This window comes from Ruminococcus sp. Marseille-P6503 (assembly GCF_900604945.1).
In the GTDB taxonomy this organism is placed as follows: Bacteria; Bacillota; Clostridia; order Oscillospirales; family Ruminococcaceae; genus FB2012.
On the sequence record NZ_UWPB01000002.1, the window covers coordinates 828,701 to 846,221 of the forward strand.

Consider the following 17,521-nt stretch of genomic DNA (forward strand, 5'->3'; position numbering starts at 1 on the left):
TGGTTTCACCTCCTGTTGGTCTGCCATCGTCAGCGTTGGGAGACCGTCCCCAACGGACAGCAAGCTATGCTTGCTGTTTCGGCTATCCTACTTTGCGACCTACAAGCTCATCCATTGAAAAACCGAGCGCCTTTGTCAATCTGTCAGCAAGTCCAAGGCTAGGTACTTTGTATCCTGATTCGATATGAGATATCATTGATGCTGATGTTCCTGCAAGCTTTGCCAGTTCTTTGCCTGTCATATGTGCTTCAAGTCTTTTTTTCTTTAGAATCTCGCCTATTGTCATTGTCCAGTCCTCCTTTAACCTCAAAATTCAAGACTGTGTGCCTGTTATCAAGCACATATCTTAACGCCATATTTTCACGACGGAGCTTTTGCTCCGTTTTTTCATGCCTCTTTTCAGCGTCCGCCTCTGCAATTACCCTGACGCTGTCGTACATTGCCGCCAGAGCGGCTAGAAATATAACGGACAGGATCACTGTTAGTATTATATATGACATTCGTACCTCCTATTTGTAAGCCATAAATTTTACAACGTCCAGAATCATTGCCATCAAACTGTCTGCTGTAACGTCAATTTGATATTTGCAGCAGTTTTCCATTGTTATCTCTACGATTTCTAGCGTATCGATCTTAATGTATTTACAGTTTGCAATATCCTTATTTGCTGCTTTTAATACTGAAAACAATTCATTTTCCACAAACTTGTGCTTTTCCGTTCCGATTGTTGATTTTGATAGATTATTCATATGTATACCTCCTGTTGCTGAAAACTTTTAAATCGTTCACAAAATATCACTCCTTTTAAGTTGACTATTAGTAAATTTTCTGATATTATTACATCATAAGATATACTATAGTAAATTATAATCCCTATTTGCGGATTTGTCAATACAAAATATTCGTTTTTAGGGATTTCGCCAAAAAGGACGGGATTTTCTTATGCATATTAGCCAAATTATAAAAGACTTACTTACAAGCAAAAAGTTAACTCAAAGGGCTATGTCCACCTATTTAGGTGTAGCAACCTCCACTATTAATAATTGGCTCAAATTAGACAGGAGTATTCCTGCAGAATATATAATCCCTATCTGCGAATTTTTAGACGTTACTCCTGAAAAACTATTAACTGGCAAAGAAAAAAGCCCATCTACGATCAATCTGACCGCTGATGAGCAGGAGCTTCTTACATATTATAATATGCTTAACGATATTGGCAAAGGTATAGTGATCGGCAGAGCAGAGCAACTTGCTGAAACAGCTAAAAAGCCATTAAAAGAGCCTAAAAATAATCTTTTTATAGAGTATTACGACTTACCCGTCAGTGCCGGCACAGGAATCTACTTAGACCATGACGCCAAAAACATGATTGAGGTTGAGGAAACGCCGCTGACCGCAGAAGCCAATTTCGCGCTGCGAGTTGCCGGAGACAGCATGAAACCTCTTTACAATGACGGCGATACTATACTTATTAAGTCTCAGCCTTTTGTTAATGATGGCGAGATAGGCGTTTTTATCGTCAACGGAGAAGGCTATGTTAAAAAATTCGGCGGTAACTGCCTTATTTCTATTAATCCGGAATATAAAGATATTAAACTCAATGATTATGATCAAGTTTACTGCAAGGGTAAGGTTATAGGTGTGCTGTAAATTTCTTAATGGCAACAAGTTGCCATTAAAATTAAAAATGGTTGCCTAGTTGCCATATAAAAATTGGTTAATATACAAGATCATTTGACCTTAAAATACAGTATAAATAAAAACGCTGTTTTAAACTTAAAACGGCGTTTTTGCGCAGTTTAAACGATATTTTAAAACGTTTTTCAATTATTAAAACGCTTTAAAACACCTAAATTTAAAAACAACTCCTGACTACTGATTTTTCAGTAATCGGGAGTTGTTTTTTTGACACCGAATATTTCCAGCGTTTCTGATATCGCTAGTTTTCCATGTGAGATAATGCCTATTTTGCGCGATTTCAACGCCGTATATAGGGTTCTTCCGCATATTCACGCGTTTTTACTGATTTATGGTTTTGTGTGTCAGATAACAGCGTTTTCACGTTCTTTTTTTGAAAAAACGCAGCCGCAGTAATCCTGGCGGTAAAGACCGTATTGCGCCGACAGCTCGATTGAACGCTTGTATCCGTTTTTCTTTTTGAAATCTGAGGGCAGATTTTTTACATTGTATATGCCGGACAGCTCCGCGGCTGTTTCGTTCAGCTTTGCGGCGTTTTTATAAGGAGATATGGAAAGGGTCGTGGTAAAATAATCAAAGCCCTTTTCGGCGGCAAGCGCGGCGGCGCTTTCAAGCCGCAGACAATAACATTTAAAGCAGCGTTCTCCGCCTTCAGGAACGTTTTCAAGTCCCTTTACCGCCTGATAAAAAGCCTCGGGACGGTATTCGCCTTCAATGAAGCTTATTTCGTTTTCGGGGTCGATCATGGAAATAAAACGCTTTTGTTCCCGAACGCGCTTGTGATATTCTTCCTCCGGAGAAATGTTGGGATTGTAATAATAAACGGTGATTTTAAAATATTTTGAAAGATACTCGAGAGTGTAGGACGAGCAAGGAGCGCAGCAGCTGTGAAGCAGCAGAGCAGGCTTTTCTCCGCTTTTTTCAAGCTCTGATATTATATCGTCAAGCTTTTTCTGATAATTTATTTTGGTCGGCTGAACCATAATTACACTGCCTTTCCGCTGAATTCAGCTATAGTAAATAAACTGACGGACGCGTTTTATTTTTTATTATTCTGACAAAGCCTGCGGTTTTGATACTGTATAAAGACAGGCTCAGATATAAATCCGCATAAAATGATTATACGGCGCTGTTTACATTAATTCTAGCACAAATTCTTATTAAAATCAAATTTCAGGAATAAAAATTTTTTAGCTGCGCAGAATAATTCCAAAGAGATTTAAAACGGAGGGATTGGCTTGAGCAGAGCGACTAAATTTCTGAAAAATACTCCAAGCGTTATTTCGTCCGCCGCGATAGGCGGCAAAATGGAAAACGAGGGACCTTTAAGCGATTATTTCGATAAGATAAACGAGGATCCGTATATGTCCTCCGATACCTTTGAAAAAGGCGAAAGCCAGCTCCAGAAGCAGGCGGTGATACACGCGATTCAGAAAGCGCGGCTTACCAACGAGGATATCGACGTTATGTTCGGAGGGGATCTGCTTAATCAGTGCGTGGGGACAACTTATGGCATAAGGGATTTTGAAATTCCCTTTCTGGGGATTTACGGAGCCTGCTCCACAATGGCGGAGGGACTGCTCATGGCTTCGGTTTTTGTGGACGGAGGATACGCTCAGAAAGCGCTGGCGGTCACCTCGTCGCATTTCTGCACGGCGGAAAGGCAGTATCGGTTTCCCCTTAATTACGGAGGACAGCGTACTCCGACTTCCCAGTATACCGCGACTGCCGGAGGAGCGCTGGTGGTGTCCGCCAAGGATAATCCGCCGTACGTCAGAGCCTGTACGATCGGAAAAATCGTGGATATGGGAGTAACCGACGCCAATAATATGGGAGCGGCTATGGCTCCGGCCGCGTTTGAAACTATAAATCAGTTTTTTAAGGATACCGGAATGAAGCCGTCGGATTTTGACGCGGTTGTAACGGGCGATCTCGGCAAGGTCGGAAGCCGCGTCCTATGCGAGCTGTTTGAAAGGGAAAATATAAATATCAGGGACAATCACAAGGACTGCGGACTTATGCTTTATTCCTTTGAAAATCAGGACGTTCACGCGGGAGCAAGCGGCTGCGGCTGCGCGGGGAGCGTTCTCTGCGGTTATTTTCTGCCGAAGATCAGAAGCGGCGTGATCAGAAATATTTTGTTTACCGCTACGGGAGCGCTTATGTCGCCGACGGTAAATCAGCAGGGCGAATCTATTCCCTCGATCGCTCATGCGGTGTGGATATCTCATGAAAGCGGAGAAAAGTAAAGATCCGTTTTCACGGGGTATACCGCGGGGCCGTACGTTATTTTATGTAGGAAAGGAATCGAAGCAATGGAATATTTATGGGCTTTTTTAATAGGCGGACTTTTCTGCGCTGTAGGACAGATTCTGATCGACTTTACAAAGCTTACTCCGGCAAGGATACTTGTATCGTATGTCGTAGCCGGAGTAATACTCGGAGCGCTTGGATTGTACAAGCCGATAATCGACAAGGCGGGAGGCGGCGCCACGGTTCCCCTTACCGGCTTCGGCTATCTGCTGGCGGACGGAGTAAAGAAGGCGGTTGACGAAAACGGCTTTCTTGGTATTTTTACCGGTGGTCTTACCGCCGCCGCCGCTGGAATATGCGCGGCTATCGTATTCGGTTTTATTACTGCGCTTTTTTCAAGAAGCACTCCCAAGAGCTGAAAATTCTTGTCTTATTGCAGTAGTATATGCAAAACAGGCTGTGTTCCGTGCTTGCGGCGGATCACAGCCTGTTTTGCATATTGAAAATAAACGTACTTTAATTGTTCTCCAGCGGATAGATCTTATCCGGAATAAACTCAAGCATTGCTTTGGTAGCTTCCTGAGTAAGCTCGTAGCAGTACCATTCTCCGCTTTCCTGCGGTTCCATCCATACCATTACGCCGTTCCAGCCGTTTTCATAGGCGCTTTTGTACTTTTCGGTAAGCGTAAGACCGCATTCCTCCGCGTCGTCGTTCGAGGTTTCTCCTACAACGCAGGGCTTTGCTTCCTCCAGACCGAATTCCTTGGGAGTAACCGTGAACGGGAAGCCGTACCACTGTCTTTGCCACATATAATAGTGGGTGCTGTAAAAGTCCAGATAAGCGTTGTCGCTGCCTGTCAGTTCCTTGAGATACGCGTCCGAAACCATGTTGCCGTCGTATTTATCTGAATTGTATTTGATTATTCCGATGCCGACCGTAACGAGAGTATCGCATTTTTCATGGATAACCGCGGCGCATTTCCCGAAGAAATAGGAAAGGTTCTCCCATGGAATATTGCCGCATTCCTCGTTTTCATAGACCCAGTCGGGTTCATTCATGAGATCTATTGAAAACAGGTATTCGTTATCTCCGTACCTGTCGCAGAATTCGCCTACATACTTTTCGGCAAATTCATCGCAGGTTTCTTTATTGCTTATAAGAGCGCGCCATTTGTCGCCGCTGCCGTTATCCCCGCCTTTGAAGTGGTCGAAGGAAAGCAGGGTAGCCATAACATATACCTTGTGCTTTTCGGCTATTTCAAAAAGCTTGTCAAGATTTTCCCAGTGAACCGCTTTTATCTCCTTTATGCCTCCGGTAGTTTTAAGACGCACAATATTTTCTCCGGAGCAGTTGATCCATATTCTCGTGCAGTTTATTCCGTCCTGCGCAAGCTGCGAAAAGGTGTCGTCCCAGAACTGTTCGTCCATATCTCCGCCGAAATCGTTCCATTTCTGCCACGGTGTGTTGACGCCGTTGATCCACAGCTCCTTGCCGTTGACCATGAATTTTGTTCCTTCTACCGTTACTCTCGCGGAAGGCGCTTCCGTTTTCTTATCCTCGGACTTTCTGCAGCCTGATACGGAAAATGTCATAATGGCAGCTGAAACGAATGCGACCATACGCTTTATAATTTGTTTGTTCATAAAACCGCTCGCAGAGCTTGCTCTGTAAGCATACCTCCGTTTCATATGTAATATGCTCAGAAATTTGTTTGGTGATTTTATGATAGCATATATCATAAAAAAAATCAATAGCTGTGAAATTATTTCGGCAACAGTCTGATAAAAGGAAAGCAAAAGCCAAGACAGCGCCGCGCAAAACCTTAATACGGCGTTTGTACAGCGCTGTCCTGATTATTTACCCGTTCAGGTATTTTTCTGCCGATAAAACCGCAGAGGCTCCGTCGGCGGCGGCAGTAACGATCTGCCGCAGGGGCTTTGAGCGTATGTCGCCGGCGGCAAACAATCCTTCAGCCGACGTTTTACAGTCCTCTCCCGCGATGGCGAAGCCATATTCGTCAAGCTGCGCAAGACCCTGAAGCAGACCTGATTCGGGAGATATTCCTATCGCTGAAAAAACTCCGTCGGTGTGTATGACTTCCGAAACGCCGTTTCTTTTGACCTCTATCGCTTCAACCTTATGATCTCCGATTATTTCGGCTAATGAGCAGTTCAAGACCGTCTGTATGTTTTCGGCGCTGTGAAGTCTGCTTTGCAGCGCTTTGTTTGCTTTAAGCTTATCTCGTCGGTGGACAAGATAAACCTTTTTCGCCAGCTTTGAAAGATATAGAGCCTCCTCGGCGGCGGTATTGCCGCCGCCGATAACCGCCGCGGTTCTGCCTCTGAAAAAAGCTCCGTCGCATACGGCGCAGTAGCTTACTCCGCTTCCCGAAAGCCTGTCCTCGCCTTTTACGCCCAGCTTTTTTCTTGCCGCTCCGCAGGCGGCGATCACTGTCTTTGAATAATAAGTTTCCTTTTCTCCTTTTATTTCAAAGCGATCGCTTTGCTTTTTTATTTTACTGACGCAGTCGGTTATAAAATCAGTCCTGCAATCTTCGGCATGCTCCCTGAGCTTCTGAGAAAGCTCCGCGCCGGTGGTACGTATAAAGCCGGGATAATTGTCGACTTCACTTGTGTTGACGATTTGTCCTCCTGCCAGCGGGTATCTTTCGATAACAGAAAAGTCAAGTCCGGCGCGCGAGGCGTAAATTGCCGCGGTAAGTCCTGCCGCTCCCGATCCGATTATTATCAGTTCTTTTTTTATCATTGCTGCAAATTTGCGAATATTTCAAGTATTTTGTCTTTTGAAATAAGTCCGAGCGATTTATGGACCGGCTTGCCGTTTACGAAAATCATAAAGGTGGGGATGCTCATTATACCGTACTGCTCAGCTAAAGCTGCTTGGCTGTCAATATTTATTTTTACCGCCCTGGCTTTCCCTGAAAGCTCGTTTGCCGCTTCTTCAAATATCGGCGCAAACATTTTGCAGGGGCCGCACCATTCCGCCCAGAAATCCGTTAACACCGGAAGATCGCTTTCGAGGACTTCTTTGCTGAAATTCTCCTGAGTTATATTCATGACCATGCTGATAACGCTCCTTTTATTTGTTTTCCGAAAATTATGATTCCCTGCTCCTGCTCTGATATGCGGAAAAACCGATATGTTCTTGAAATATACATAAATCTGTGTGTCGAAATTTGTCGGAAATAAAATACATTGATGTAAAAATGCACAAACTTCAATGCATTGTTTAGACATATTTGTAGAAATTAAGACATATATCAAACTTTTCCAACAATAGCTGTTGCAACTGCATATAATTTGTTGTATAATTATAACATCAAAATAAAATTTATATAGTTATGATAAATTAATGCCAATTATTATTCTGAGTTTTACGTTTTAAACCCTGCCTGGCAGGTTATTTTCAGACGGGTTTTGCAGTTCCGCCTAAACTTCTCTAGAATTTAGAATAAATAATCGGAGGAGTTTTTGTTGTGAGAATAAACAGCTTTAAAGACAATCAGGAAGAATATACGCAGTATCTTAAACGAAGGCAGCTTGGGAAAAGAACGATATCAAAGTATATAAGCGACGTGGAACGCTTTTACGGCTTTGCCGGCGGCAGGGCTATTGATTTCGAAACGGTTGCCGAATTTAAGGAAAGTCTGCTGCGGAGGTATAAAAGCGCGACCGTTAATTCATATCTTATCTCTCTTAATCTGTATTTTCGGTGGTGCGGATACAGCGAATTGTATATGTCGCTGGTGAAATGCCAGAAGCTTTATTACTGTCCGTCGGAGCTTCTGCGGGAGGAGTATGAGCGTCTGCTGGGATATACCGTTTCACACGGCGAGCTTAGGTGGTATCTGGTGATGCGCTGTCTTGGCGGAATGGGAATAAGAGTAGGGGAGCTGCGTTTTATTACGGCTGAAAGTCTTGAAAACGGCTGCGCGGAAATACATTACAAGGCAAAGCTCCGCCATGTGCTTATTCCTGACGCTCTCTGCACGCTTTTAAAGGAATACTGCGAGGCTTTCGGAATCACAAGAGGAGCGGTATTTTTAAACAAGAAAGGAACCGGGCCGGTCGACAGCTCGGTGGTATGGAGAAACCTTAAAAGGATCGCCGCAGCCGCGGGAGTGGAAAAGGAGAAGGTATACCCTCATAATTTTCGTCATATGTTCGCGAGAGAATATATGGACGCTTTCGGAAATCTTGTGGAGCTTGCCGATATACTGGGTCACAGCTCCGTTGAAACCACGCGTATTTACACAAAGGCGTCAAAGGAAACTCAAAGGAGAAGAATGGAAGCGCTTAAGCTGTAAAATGCAAGATAATACAACATTAAATTGCGTTTGTCAACCCCTTTTTTCAAAAAATAAGATATTTTTTCACTTTGTCCCCGCAGGGTCGGTCATATCCGGCTCTGCGGGGCTTTTGCGCCGCGCGGAGCAGGGCTGAAATGCAATATAATGTTGTATAATGTGACCATGGTACCATAAATCTCATACGAAGGGGGGTAAGCGTTTATGGCTGAAAGGGATCGGAAGAAAATAGTGTTGAGCGCGGAAAAGGTTTACGACGCGCGGTTTGGATTTGTCGCTGAATATATGGATGTTAAGGCTGCGGAAAAGGATTTCGGCATTGAATTTTCCGACGTCTATTCCAGAGAAAAGCTTGACGGAATCGAATCCGTCAACGGAAGGGCTGTAACCGCGGACGGCGTAAAAATCGAATTTCTCAGCAATGCGTTAAGAGGCTCGGCTGATAAGCCGGCAAAGTATGCGATGGTTATAGTCAAATGCTTTAAAGCCTGAGAAAAACAAAGTAAGAAAATAACAGTATAAGGAGGTCAAATTATGTATAATCCGGCAGAGGAGATTTCCTCGATCAATTTCGGGTCTATTATAGGCGGCGCGCTGAACGCGGTAGTAAACGCTCAGAGGGAATCCGCCGACACAACGGTGAATTTTATCAGGAAGGTAGGCTTTATGCCTGGCGAGGTCGACGCTGAAACAGGTGTTGAAAAGGGCTTGGGAGCTCCGGTATGCGTATCGTTCGCGTATGATAAGGAGGTTTCTCCGTCACAGGTACAGACTGTACGGAATATTACGGTAGAGGTAAAGGACGGCGGAAGCGGCTACGATGAAACGAAGGATACGGCGCTTACGGTAAACGGAAATATAATTTCCGGAGCAAATATCGAATATGACGGCGGAAAGATCGCAAAGGTAACTCTTACGGCTATTCCGTCCGGAGATTTTATAAAAAACGGTGTTTCGGTAATCGCTTCGCAGGATAACGAGGACGGAACAAAGAATGCTTCAGCTAAGCTGGAGCTGTCCGTTGCTGAAACGAATACTCCCGTTCCCGCGCTCTATCAGAAAATGCAGATAGACGTTCCTATCCTGACTATGATGCCTATTCCGTTTATTAAAATTGAAAATGCGGATATTGAATTTAACGTTAAGATCAATTCGGTTTCCTCGGAAAACAGCAGCGACGTTTCAAAGAGCGATGTAAACAGCAGCAGCAGCTTCGGCTACAAAGGCTGGGGATTCAGCGCTTCCACTACTCTCAACGCTTCGTTTTCAAATCAGAAGTCTACTTCCTCCAGCGAGGAGGTAAAGAAAGACTATTCGCTTAATATCAAGGTGCACGCGGTTCAGGACGATATGCCCGCGGGAGTTTCCAGGATCCTCGATATTCTCGAGGAGTCGATTATTACAAAGACGGTTTCCGATCCGATTGAGAAAAGCGAGTAAACGCCGATGAAAAATGCTGCGGCATATTAATATGAAAGGCGGTGGTTTATTTATGATAAAGCTGTGCGAGTTTATAGGGGAACTGGTCGCTGATATCGCGGACGCCAGAAAGATTGCCGATTCAAATTCCGTCGCTCTCAGTCAAAGCTATCATGCGGATCCTTTTCTGAAAGGTATGCCTGTTCCGCATTATACGATCGACGAGGCGGAGGTAAAGGTTCCGGTTTCAGTTTCGGGAGTGGTGTCAAACAGCAGGAACAAGGCTATTATGCAGTCGCTTATTGTCAGCGCCGTAAAGCTGAAGCTTCCTCAGCTGTTGAACAATCAGCTGAAAAGCGCCTATGTAAAAAAGCAGAAGAAGCTTGAAAAGCTCAGGGAGGAAAAGCAGAGGGCGTCTGCGGCGGCAGACAATATTCAGGAGCCGGCGGGTGTTCAGCCCTTGGAGGAGAATGCTGCGGCAATAAGCGACGAGCTGCAGAAAAAGTATGCCGAATCGTCGGACAACATAGCAAGGGCTGTTGCCGAGCCTATGAATTCGTTCCTGGAAACGGCGAATTTTGAGATAATTAAGCTGCTTGATATAAAGGACAAGTTCGTTTCGCTGCTGAAGCTGGCGGTTAGAGAGGAGTTTCAGAGCTATGCCCCGGAGGATCAGCCTGTCGGCGAGGACGATCTGGACGAATTTACTCTGCAAACAGGCACCGCGATGTTTTTTGAGTTCAAGCAGATGTCTGAAAACGACAAGGGCGTATTTGTCGAGCCCAATACCGGAAAAATGAACGAATACGGCAGCAAGGATAATCTTATGTATATAACCTTGAAAATAAGGGAGCAGGACCTTGATCTGATAGTGGAGGATTCCTCTGGCAGCAGCACTCAGAGGTTTCTGTCTCTCAATTAGGCGATGTATATGCGGAATTTATACTGCTGTCATTTTAAAGTTGTGAAAAGGAGGGAACAGAATTATGGTGCTTATACCGGTCATGGAAAGCTTTGACGGTATACTGTCCGATATGACGGCGCTCATCGGAAAGCTGGAAAAAAATTCAGGAGATTTTTTCAACGAAAGCGTAGCGTTTGTAAGAAGGCTTGAAAATACAGCCGAAAATTACAGACTTCCTATCGCCGGTGAGCTGGCTGTCATAAGGGGAAAGCTGCTATGCGGAGATGAAGAAGCTTTGGATACGGCAATGTATCAGAGCAGAAAGGAGCGCAGGAATCAGAAGCAGAGGTTTATTCTAAGACAATTGGAGCAGGCTTATTCCTGCGTACAGAAATATTTTTCAGCAGGGCGCAGGCTTTTTACGGAGTGCGAGGGCATGACTTGTCAGGTCATCGTCAGACTTATTTCAAAGGGATTGCTTAAAAAGCAGGATCCGTCGGAGCTTTCCGGCGCTCTGCTTATGAAAATGGCGTCGGCCGACCCTGAGCTTGAACCGGCGCTGACTCATATAAAGGGTATGGTCGGAGCCGTAAATGCAAATATAATATTTGAAAAAACAATGTCCCATGCGGGAGTATACGAAAAGGAGAATTAAAATGAAATATATTTTTTTACCGTTTTTAAATAATAGTGAAGGCAAGAATTGGCGTTCTTCGCTTGAGGAAAGCTTCAAGGAAAATGAAGGTAAGTCATTGACTGATGAGATCAACAATATTCGTCAAGAAAATGGGCTTAAGCTGAACAACAAGGAGGAATATATCGAAAAGCTTCACGCCAAGAAATCCGCCAGACAAATCATATGGCTGGACAAACTTGCTGCTGAAACAGAGCGCGTTTTCAGGTTGGAATGTGAAAAGCTTACCGGCGATAAGCTTGATTCGAAAAAAACAACAGTCATAGCCGCTCTGCCTGAATTTTTCTGGTATGATATCAATGATAACGACAAACACAAAACTGATATTATAAATTATCATAAGCCTATTTATGCCGCAAATCTGATCAATTATCTGTTGGGTAACAAAAATCCGCTTGTAAAGCTAACGGCAGATTACCCTAATCTTATCTTTTTTGCTGGAACGGCAATGTGGAAATATCTTGATCCTGAAAATAAAGAAGATATTTACAATACGCTTATGATCTTTGGTGGCGGAAAGCTTTTGAAAGTATGGACAAAGGTGAACATTTCCACTATTGACGGCTTTTGTGATCTAAGCCAAAGCAAGGTCATGAAAGATAAAATCGGATATGGTACCACAAATGGCATTCCGGCGGTGAGCTTTAACGGCAAGACTTTTGTTTTCGATATATGTCTGGACTTTTCGATAGAGCCGGGTGAATCGCCTTTGTCGAGCAAGCTGTTCAGCGGAAATTCGGACGTAAATCTGCTTATATCGTCAGGTATGCCTGTTGACAGCGCTAAGCTTAGCTTGATGAGTTCTCCGCTTTTGTTCAGATGTGACGGAAACGGTTCCGACAATGCTTACGCTGAGATAAGGGATAAATCGGGAACGGTAAATATACGTCCAACATCCATTGGTTGTCTTGAAATCAATATGTAAGAAGGTGATTAAGCTATGGGAATGGAATCATATTTAGGAAAACGTCTCGGCAATTTCAATTCGTCTTTCTATAACGACGGCATAAGAGGACAATGCGTATGGTATGTGAGGGGCAGAGCCAAAGAAAAGGCGGGCGTTGATACCGGGATCAGGGGAGACGCCAAGACATGGTACTCTCAGGCGAAGCATAAGGGAAAGGAGCTGAGAAGCGACAGCATAGCCTGCTTCGGCGGAGGGTCGTTCGGTCATGTTATTTACATAGAGCTGGTGGAAAACGGATGGGTTTATTACACCGAAGCGAACGCCAATGCGGATAATACGCTTTCGTCAGACGACGGGCTTCTGAAAAGGTCAACGGTATCGCAATTTTACGCGCGTAAGGGTTATCAGGGCTGTATATATCTTATGGACTATAAAAGCAGGAAAAAGGGAGAGGCCGCGGCTTCCGCCAATCTTCATTACAGAAAATCGCCCGGAGGTGAAATTGCAGGCACTTTGCCGCGCGGAAGCAGGGTGACCTTTGCGGACGATTCAAGAAAAAAAGCCGGAGGGTATACGTGGAGAAAAATTCTTGTAAACGGTAAAGTCTATTATGCCGCGGAAGAATATCTTGTATAAAACGGCGGTAACTACGGTGATCGTGAGTTTATACAGCTCGTCTGACAGAAAAAATAAGCTGATTATTTACGGAGCAGTCAGAAGTGAACGGAAATGCGGAAATTCAAAGCTTGCGCGTTACACTATAGTTTTGCAGGGCTTCAGTCTTGAAGATACAAGAAGAAAGCTGGTTTGTGAGGGCAGGCTTCTTGAAAGCTGTCCGGAGCATTATTTTCTGGAGAGGTTTGATCGGATAAAGCTGAATGACGGCAGACCGATTAAAGCATATGATATACGGGCGGCGCTTTATCCACCTGACAATGCTGCGGGAGCGCCGGCAATGCTGGCGCTCAGCTATTATAAAAAGTCGCTGGGTACGGCTTTATTCCGCATTATGAATCAGCCGAAGGCAAAATAATAAAACTGCCCTGAAGGGCTTAAACAACAAGGACTGTTTCTGCGAGACCCGTTTACGGCGGCAGAAACAGTCTTTTATTTTTTATTACGTTAAGCTTAATATACTACTTAATATGCTAAAGATCCTGGAGGTCTGCCATAGGAATGTCATTTTCAAGGTTGTCCCTTGCAAGGTCGTTGTCAATTGCTGAATACACATCGGAAATGGGTTTGTCCGCATCGTCTGAAATAAGAGCTGAAGCTTCGTTTGTATTCGAGGAAAACGGACGGGTATGGTAAACCTTCTGAGAGGGAGCTTCAGTGCCTGCGATAATGGGATTGACATGGGATTTTCCGTGCTTTGCCTTACCCTGTATCTCCGGAACCTCCGGAGCTTTTTTCTTTTTGGGAATGTCCGTGATTTCCGGACGCTTCATTCCTTGTTTAGACATATAGATAGCGCGCACTCGGCGGCTGACGCTGCCGCGCGCAAAGCCTCCTTTCGTTTTTTTGGACGGTTATTCTTTATCGTCTGTAAATATTCTTTCCGTCTGCGGCGCCGAATATTCTACGAAGTTCAGCATTCCTGTCACAACAGAATTTATAATTGCAGCAGATATTTTTATGCTTGACATTTACATGAAACGGTGATATAATTTAATAAGTAAAAGCATAAAAGCATTAAAGCGGAGGCGTTGATATGAAAATCGGAATAGTCGGGCTGGGACTTATAGGCGGCTCGCTTGCAAAGGCGATAAAGAAAAATACGGACGAAATATGCTATGGGCTCGATATAAACAGAACCACGATAGCGGCGGCGCTGTCGCAGGAGGCTATCGACGGTGAAATTGATCTGGACGGTCTTGAACGGTGCGATATAGTGATGATATGCCTGTACCCGCAGCAGACGATAGATTTTATCAATGAAAACAAACAGCGTTTTAAAAAAGGCGGAATAGTAATAGATACCTGCGGAGTCAAGGGTACGATAGTCGCCGCGGCTGAAAAGGTTCTGGCTGATGAGGGAGTACGCTTTCTTGGCTGTCATCCCATGGCAGGCAGGGAATTTTCGGGCTTTGCATATTCGGTAGACAATCTTTTTGAAAAAGCAAGCTTTATTATGACGCCTACGGATAATACTCCTATGTCTGCGGTAAAGGAGATATCAAAGCTTGCGTATAATATAGGCTTTGCAAAATGCGTCGTATCTTCGCCTGAGGAACACGACGAGGTGATCGCTTTCACCTCGCAGCTTGCTCATGTGGTTTCAAGCGCGTATATAAAAAGCCCTAGTCTTATGAAGCAGGCGGGCTTTTCAGCCGGCAGCTTTAAGGATCTGACCCGTGTGGCTAAGCTTAACGAGGATATGTGGACTACGCTTTTTATAATGAATAAAAAACCTTTGGTTTCGGAGATTTCCCATATAATAAAATGTCTTGAGGATTATCGGGACGCTATAGACGGAGAAGATTACCAGCGGCTTAGCAGTCTGTTAAAAGAAGGAAGAGAGCTTAAAGAGATCAGCAACGCCGCCCAAAGACAGTAAAACAGATTATGCTTGTATTTTATCTGTAAATTATATGAAATTTAAAGCCGCAGTTCGGATTTTATGTCAGAGGCGGCTTTGTTTTTTGTCATCCACAGAATCCAGCGCAGACGCAGACAGTTTACGCAGCTGCATAAATATGGCTTTTATCATGCGTTGTTGCTTGACATAGGCTGACGCTTGTGATAAAATATAAAATGTATTTCAGTATGGTATTCGGACGTTATTGTTAAGGCAGGAGGAAAAGAGGAAGAATGCTTGGATCATATCTTGTCCTTATTGACAGTGAAGATGATAAAAAAGCTTTTGAGTCTTTTTATGAGGAAAACTGCGGCAAAATGTTTGCCGTTGCCTACAACATATGCCGCAACAGTTCGCTTTCCGAGGACGCTGTAGCAGATGCTTTCCTGGGAATCGCAAGGACTTTTTCTACTTTCAGCAAGCTTAATGAGGAGGATAAGATACCGTATCTCATAAGAGCAGTGAAAAATTCAGCTTTAAATGTTGCAAAACGGGAAAGCAGCAGCAGTCAGCATACCTCATTGGAGATGATCATTCCCGATGACGAGCCTTTCGTCGATTTTTTTGAACAGGCTGACTTCAACGAGCTGGTAAATGCGATCAAAGCCCTTGACGAAAGATATAAGACCGCGCTGACCTATAAGGTATACTATAATATGTCTATAGATGAGATCGCCGCGGTCATGTGCGTTTCAAAGCGCACGGTTTCATATTATCTTAAAAAAGCCAGAGAAGAGATTTCAGAAAATATAGGCTCAGTGTAATAGAGTGCGTAAGCTTTGTGCAATATCAACAGGTTTTAAAGGATAACGAGTGCTGAAATTATGCACAACACCAAAAAGAGCAAAAAGGGATTGACAAGAAAAGAAAAGGGTGATAAAATAAATAAGCTGTCTCAAAGAGCGAAAGCGGAGGCAGTATACGGAGGCAGAAAAAAGATTAAAAAAAGGTCTTGACAAGAGCCGCCGGAAGTGATATAATAAACGAGCTGTCCCGAAAGCGAGAGCTAAGGGGGGATAGCGGTAAGGCATCTTGAAAATTGAATAACAACGAAGACGAAGAAGAAACCCTTGGAGATTCCAGAAGAGAGAGAAAGTACTTGGAAGGAATTAAGAAGTCAAGTAGAAGACGAAAAAAACTACGACAGTCAGTGAGGAACTGAAACAGGAAGAGATATTAGATACAGGGATGTATATAATATACAACTTAAATTAAGAGTTTGATCCTGGCTCAGGACGAACGCTGGCGGCACGCTTAACACATGCAAGTCGAACGGGCGGAGGAAGAGCTTGCTTTTCCGAAGCTAGTGGCGGACGGGTGAGTAACACGTGAGCAATCTGCCTTTCAGAGGGGGATACCTGTTGGAAACGACAGTTAATACCGCATAACATAGTCATACCGCATGGTAAGGCTATCAAAGATTTATCGCTGAAAGATGAGCTCGCGTCTGATTAGCTAGTTGGTGAGGTAAGGGCTCACCAAGGCGACGATCAGTAGCCGGACTGAGAGGTTGGACGGCCACATTGGGACTGAGACACGGCCCAGACTCCTACGGGAGGCAGCAGTGGGGAATATTGCACAATGGGCGAAAGCCTGATGCAGCGATGCCGCGTGAGGGAAGAAGGTTTTAGGATTGTAAACCTCTGTCTTAGGGGACGATAATGACGGTACCCTAGGAGGAAGCTCCGGCTAACTACGTGCCAGCAGCCGCGGTAATACGTAGGGAGCGAGCGTTGTCCGGAATTACTGGGTGTAAAGGGAGTGTAGGCGGGACTGCAAGTCAGGTGTGAAAACTATGGGCTTAACCCATAGACTGCACTTGAAACTGCGGTTCTTGAGTGAAGTAGAGGTAAGCGGAATTCCTAGTGTAGCGGTGAAATGCGTAGATATTAGGAGGAACATCAGTGGCGAAGGCGGCTTACTGGGCTTTAACTGACGCTGAGGCTCGAAAGCGTGGGGAGCAAACAGGATTAGATACCCTGGTAGTCCACGCCGTAAACGATGATTACTAGGTGTGGGGGGACTGACCCCTTCCGTGCCGCAGTTAACACAATAAGTAATCCACCTGGGGAGTACGGCCGCAAGGCTGAAACTCAAAGGAATTGACGGGGGCCCGCACAAGCAGTGGAGTATGTGGATTAATTCGACGCAACGCGAAGAACCTTACCAGGTCTTGACATCGTACGCATAGCTCAGAGATGAGTGAAATCCCTTCGGGGACGTACAGACAGGTGGTGCATGGTTGTCGTCAGCTCGTGTCGTGAGATGTTGGGTTAAGTCCCGCAACGAGCGCAACCCTTACTGTTAGTTGCTACGCAAGAGCACTCTAGCAGGACTGCCGTTGACAAAACGGAGGAAGGTGGGGATGACGTCAAATCATCATGCCCCTTATGACCTGGGCCTCACACGTACTACAATGGCTATGAACAAAGTGAAGCAAAGCCGCGAGGCGGAGCAAAACACAAAAAATAGTCTTAGTTCGGATTGCAGGCTGCAACCCGCCTGCATGAAGTCGGAATTGCTAGTAATCGCGGATCAGCATGCCGCGGTGAATACGTTCCCGGGCCTTGTACACACCGCCCGTCAAACCATGGGAGTCGGTAACACCCGAAGCCAGTAGTCTAACCGCAAGGGGGACGCTGTCGAAGGTGGGATTGATGACTGGGGTTAAGTCGTAACAAGGTAGCCGTATCGGAAGGTGCGGCTGGATCACCTCCTTTCTAAGGAGTAAGGCTGAATA

At 44.8% G+C, this 17,521-nt stretch carries 21 protein-coding genes, 1 rRNA gene and 1 other RNA gene; 14 read left to right on the plus strand and 9 right to left on the minus strand.

The genetic code is table 11. The annotated features are described in order from the left end of the window. Nucleotides 1–14: 14 nt before the first annotated feature. The 4 genes from EIH25_RS09980 to EIH25_RS09995 all read right to left on the minus strand — a co-directional run bounded on the left by EIH25_RS09980 (nucleotide 15) and on the right by EIH25_RS09995 (nucleotide 749). Nucleotides 15–84: hammerhead ribozyme type II (locus EIH25_RS09980), an RNA gene on the minus strand. Beyond that, nucleotides 83–286, minus strand: coding sequence for a helix-turn-helix transcriptional regulator (locus tag EIH25_RS09985; RefSeq protein WP_206425703.1), 204 nt, complete (start codon nucleotides 284–286; stop codon nucleotides 83–85). Before EIH25_RS09985 ends, EIH25_RS09980 begins: the two co-directional genes overlap by 2 nt. Continuing rightward, nucleotides 249–500, minus strand: coding sequence for a hypothetical protein (locus tag EIH25_RS09990; RefSeq protein WP_124100911.1), 252 nt, complete (start codon nucleotides 498–500; stop codon nucleotides 249–251). The genes EIH25_RS09985 and EIH25_RS09990 overlap by 38 nt, the downstream gene beginning before the upstream one ends. Nucleotides 501–509: 9 nt before the next feature. Continuing rightward, nucleotides 510–749 carry a hypothetical protein gene (locus EIH25_RS09995; RefSeq protein ID WP_124100912.1) on the minus strand — a complete coding sequence of 80 codons (240 nt, stop codon included), beginning with the start codon at nucleotides 747–749 and terminating at the stop codon, nucleotides 510–512. Between the two features lie 193 nt (nucleotides 750–942). Between EIH25_RS09995 and EIH25_RS10000 the strand changes: the two genes are divergently transcribed. Next, on the plus strand, nucleotides 943–1,650 hold the full coding sequence (locus EIH25_RS10000; protein ID WP_124100913.1) for an XRE family transcriptional regulator: 708 nt from the start codon (nucleotides 943–945) through the stop codon (nucleotides 1,648–1,650). 392 nt (nucleotides 1,651–2,042) lie between these two features. Here the strand turns inward: EIH25_RS10000 and EIH25_RS10005 are convergent, their stop codons facing one another. After that, nucleotides 2,043–2,681 carry an epoxyqueuosine reductase QueH gene (locus EIH25_RS10005; protein ID WP_124100914.1) on the minus strand — a complete coding sequence of 213 codons (639 nt, stop codon included), beginning with the start codon at nucleotides 2,679–2,681 and terminating at the stop codon, nucleotides 2,043–2,045. A 249-nt stretch (nucleotides 2,682–2,930) separates the two neighbouring features. Between EIH25_RS10005 and spoVAD the strand changes: the two genes are divergently transcribed. Both spoVAD and spoVAE read left to right on the plus strand, forming a co-directional pair. After that, nucleotides 2,931–3,947 carry a stage V sporulation protein AD gene (spoVAD, locus tag EIH25_RS10010; protein ID WP_124100915.1) on the plus strand — a complete coding sequence of 339 codons (1,017 nt, stop codon included), beginning with the start codon at nucleotides 2,931–2,933 and terminating at the stop codon, nucleotides 3,945–3,947. 66 nt (nucleotides 3,948–4,013) lie between these two features. Next, nucleotides 4,014–4,370 carry a stage V sporulation protein AE gene (gene spoVAE, locus EIH25_RS10015; protein ID WP_124100916.1) on the plus strand — a complete coding sequence of 119 codons (357 nt, stop codon included), beginning with the start codon at nucleotides 4,014–4,016 and terminating at the stop codon, nucleotides 4,368–4,370. Nucleotides 4,371–4,467: 97 nt separating this feature from the next. Here spoVAE and EIH25_RS10020 read toward each other — a convergent pair whose 3' ends face one another. The 3 genes from EIH25_RS10020 to trxA all read right to left on the minus strand — a co-directional run bounded on the left by EIH25_RS10020 (nucleotide 4,468) and on the right by trxA (nucleotide 7,035). Beyond that, nucleotides 4,468–5,595 carry a cellulase family glycosylhydrolase gene (locus EIH25_RS10020; protein ID WP_164489213.1) on the minus strand — a complete coding sequence of 376 codons (1,128 nt, stop codon included), beginning with the start codon at nucleotides 5,593–5,595 and terminating at the stop codon, nucleotides 4,468–4,470. Nucleotides 5,596–5,809: 214 nt separating this feature from the next. Then, on the minus strand, nucleotides 5,810–6,718 hold the full coding sequence (locus EIH25_RS10025) for an FAD-dependent oxidoreductase (RefSeq protein WP_206425704.1): 909 nt from the start codon (nucleotides 6,716–6,718) through the stop codon (nucleotides 5,810–5,812). After that, entirely contained in the window at nucleotides 6,715–7,035 is a 321-nt protein-coding gene (gene trxA / locus EIH25_RS10030; RefSeq protein ID WP_124100918.1) for a thioredoxin, read from the minus strand. Before trxA ends, EIH25_RS10025 begins: the two co-directional genes overlap by 4 nt. 413 nt (nucleotides 7,036–7,448) lie before the next feature. On the opposite strand from trxA, the gene EIH25_RS10035 reads away from it, so the two are divergent. The 8 genes from EIH25_RS10035 (at nucleotide 7,449) to EIH25_RS10070 (ending at nucleotide 13,236) form a co-directional block, all read left to right on the plus strand. Continuing rightward, nucleotides 7,449–8,279 (plus strand): tyrosine-type recombinase/integrase, encoded by an 831-nt coding sequence (locus EIH25_RS10035; RefSeq protein WP_124100919.1) that lies wholly within the window; start codon nucleotides 7,449–7,451, stop codon nucleotides 8,277–8,279. A 204-nt stretch (nucleotides 8,280–8,483) separates the two neighbouring features. Then, the gene (locus tag EIH25_RS10040; protein ID WP_124100920.1) at nucleotides 8,484–8,771 is read left to right on the plus strand and encodes a hypothetical protein; all 288 of its coding nucleotides are present in this window, start codon (nucleotides 8,484–8,486) and stop codon (nucleotides 8,769–8,771) included. 42 nt (nucleotides 8,772–8,813) lie between these two features. Beyond that, the gene (locus EIH25_RS10045; protein WP_124100921.1) at nucleotides 8,814–9,719 is read left to right on the plus strand and encodes a DUF2589 domain-containing protein; all 906 of its coding nucleotides are present in this window, start codon (nucleotides 8,814–8,816) and stop codon (nucleotides 9,717–9,719) included. A gap of 52 nt (nucleotides 9,720–9,771) precedes the next feature. Next, nucleotides 9,772–10,620: a hypothetical protein gene (locus tag EIH25_RS10050; RefSeq protein WP_124100922.1), complete on the plus strand. Its 849-nt coding sequence runs from the start codon at nucleotides 9,772–9,774 to the stop codon at nucleotides 10,618–10,620. A gap of 64 nt (nucleotides 10,621–10,684) precedes the next feature. After that, nucleotides 10,685–11,257, plus strand: a complete 573-nt coding sequence (locus tag EIH25_RS10055; RefSeq protein WP_124100923.1) for a hypothetical protein — start codon at nucleotides 10,685–10,687, stop codon at nucleotides 11,255–11,257. A 1-nt stretch (nucleotide 11,258) separates the two neighbouring features. Then, nucleotides 11,259–12,221, plus strand: coding sequence for a hypothetical protein (locus tag EIH25_RS10060; protein WP_124100924.1), 963 nt, complete (start codon nucleotides 11,259–11,261; stop codon nucleotides 12,219–12,221). Nucleotides 12,222–12,236: 15 nt separating this feature from the next. Then, a complete protein-coding gene (locus tag EIH25_RS10065) occupies nucleotides 12,237–12,839 on the plus strand; it encodes a CHAP domain-containing protein (protein WP_124100925.1) in 603 nt (200 codons plus the stop codon). Nucleotides 12,840–12,855: 16 nt separating this feature from the next. Continuing rightward, nucleotides 12,856–13,236, plus strand: a complete 381-nt coding sequence (locus tag EIH25_RS10070) for a hypothetical protein (RefSeq protein WP_124100926.1) — start codon at nucleotides 12,856–12,858, stop codon at nucleotides 13,234–13,236. A 115-nt stretch (nucleotides 13,237–13,351) separates the two neighbouring features. Here the strand turns inward: EIH25_RS10070 and EIH25_RS10075 are convergent, their stop codons facing one another. Further along, a complete protein-coding gene (locus tag EIH25_RS10075; protein ID WP_124100927.1) occupies nucleotides 13,352–13,666 on the minus strand; it encodes a hypothetical protein in 315 nt (104 codons plus the stop codon). Nucleotides 13,667–13,914: 248 nt separating this feature from the next. Here EIH25_RS10075 and EIH25_RS10080 point away from each other — a divergent pair, with 248 nt between their 5' ends. The 3 genes from EIH25_RS10080 to EIH25_RS10090 all read left to right on the plus strand — a co-directional run bounded on the left by EIH25_RS10080 (nucleotide 13,915) and on the right by EIH25_RS10090 (nucleotide 17,501). Then, on the plus strand, nucleotides 13,915–14,760 hold the full coding sequence (locus tag EIH25_RS10080; protein WP_124100928.1) for a prephenate dehydrogenase: 846 nt from the start codon (nucleotides 13,915–13,917) through the stop codon (nucleotides 14,758–14,760). Nucleotides 14,761–15,014: 254 nt separating this feature from the next. Further along, complete coding sequence (locus tag EIH25_RS10085; RefSeq protein ID WP_124100929.1) at nucleotides 15,015–15,545, plus strand: sigma-70 family RNA polymerase sigma factor; 531 nt, start codon at nucleotides 15,015–15,017, stop codon at nucleotides 15,543–15,545. A gap of 443 nt (nucleotides 15,546–15,988) precedes the next feature. After that, nucleotides 15,989–17,501, plus strand: a 16S ribosomal RNA gene (locus tag EIH25_RS10090). The last annotated feature ends 20 nt before the right edge of the window (nucleotides 17,502–17,521 follow it).

What these genes read in the sequence shown, in the direction of transcription:
- EIH25_RS09995 (WP_124100912.1), bottom strand. Translation starts at nt 749, where the DNA reads ATGAATAATCTATCAAAATCAACAATCGGAACGGAAAAGCACAAGTTT.
- EIH25_RS10050 (WP_124100922.1), top strand. Translation starts at nt 9,772, where the DNA reads ATGATAAAGCTGTGCGAGTTTATAGGGGAACTGGTCGCTGATATCGCG.
- EIH25_RS10055 (WP_124100923.1), top strand. Translation starts at nt 10,685, where the DNA reads ATGGTGCTTATACCGGTCATGGAAAGCTTTGACGGTATACTGTCCGAT.
- EIH25_RS09990 (WP_124100911.1), bottom strand. Translation starts at nt 500, where the DNA reads ATGTCATATATAATACTAACAGTGATCCTGTCCGTTATATTTCTAGCC.
- EIH25_RS10005 (WP_124100914.1), bottom strand. Translation starts at nt 2,681, where the DNA reads ATGGTTCAGCCGACCAAAATAAATTATCAGAAAAAGCTTGACGATATA.
- trxA (WP_124100918.1), bottom strand. Translation starts at nt 7,035, where the DNA reads ATGGTCATGAATATAACTCAGGAGAATTTCAGCAAAGAAGTCCTCGAA.
- EIH25_RS10025 (WP_206425704.1), bottom strand. Translation starts at nt 6,718, where the DNA reads ATGATAAAAAAAGAACTGATAATAATCGGATCGGGAGCGGCAGGACTT.
- EIH25_RS10065 (WP_124100925.1), top strand. Translation starts at nt 12,237, where the DNA reads ATGGGAATGGAATCATATTTAGGAAAACGTCTCGGCAATTTCAATTCG.
- EIH25_RS10075 (WP_124100927.1), bottom strand. Translation starts at nt 13,666, where the DNA reads ATGTCTAAACAAGGAATGAAGCGTCCGGAAATCACGGACATTCCCAAA.
- spoVAE (WP_124100916.1), top strand. Translation starts at nt 4,014, where the DNA reads ATGGAATATTTATGGGCTTTTTTAATAGGCGGACTTTTCTGCGCTGTA.
- EIH25_RS10045 (WP_124100921.1), top strand. Translation starts at nt 8,814, where the DNA reads ATGTATAATCCGGCAGAGGAGATTTCCTCGATCAATTTCGGGTCTATT.
- EIH25_RS10020 (WP_164489213.1), bottom strand. Translation starts at nt 5,595, where the DNA reads ATGAACAAACAAATTATAAAGCGTATGGTCGCATTCGTTTCAGCTGCC.
- EIH25_RS10000 (WP_124100913.1), top strand. Translation starts at nt 943, where the DNA reads ATGCATATTAGCCAAATTATAAAAGACTTACTTACAAGCAAAAAGTTA.
- EIH25_RS10080 (WP_124100928.1), top strand. Translation starts at nt 13,915, where the DNA reads ATGAAAATCGGAATAGTCGGGCTGGGACTTATAGGCGGCTCGCTTGCA.
- EIH25_RS10060 (WP_124100924.1), top strand. Translation starts at nt 11,259, where the DNA reads ATGAAATATATTTTTTTACCGTTTTTAAATAATAGTGAAGGCAAGAAT.
- EIH25_RS10085 (WP_124100929.1), top strand. Translation starts at nt 15,015, where the DNA reads ATGCTTGGATCATATCTTGTCCTTATTGACAGTGAAGATGATAAAAAA.
- EIH25_RS10040 (WP_124100920.1), top strand. Translation starts at nt 8,484, where the DNA reads ATGGCTGAAAGGGATCGGAAGAAAATAGTGTTGAGCGCGGAAAAGGTT.
- EIH25_RS09985 (WP_206425703.1), bottom strand. Translation starts at nt 286, where the DNA reads ATGACAATAGGCGAGATTCTAAAGAAAAAAAGACTTGAAGCACATATG.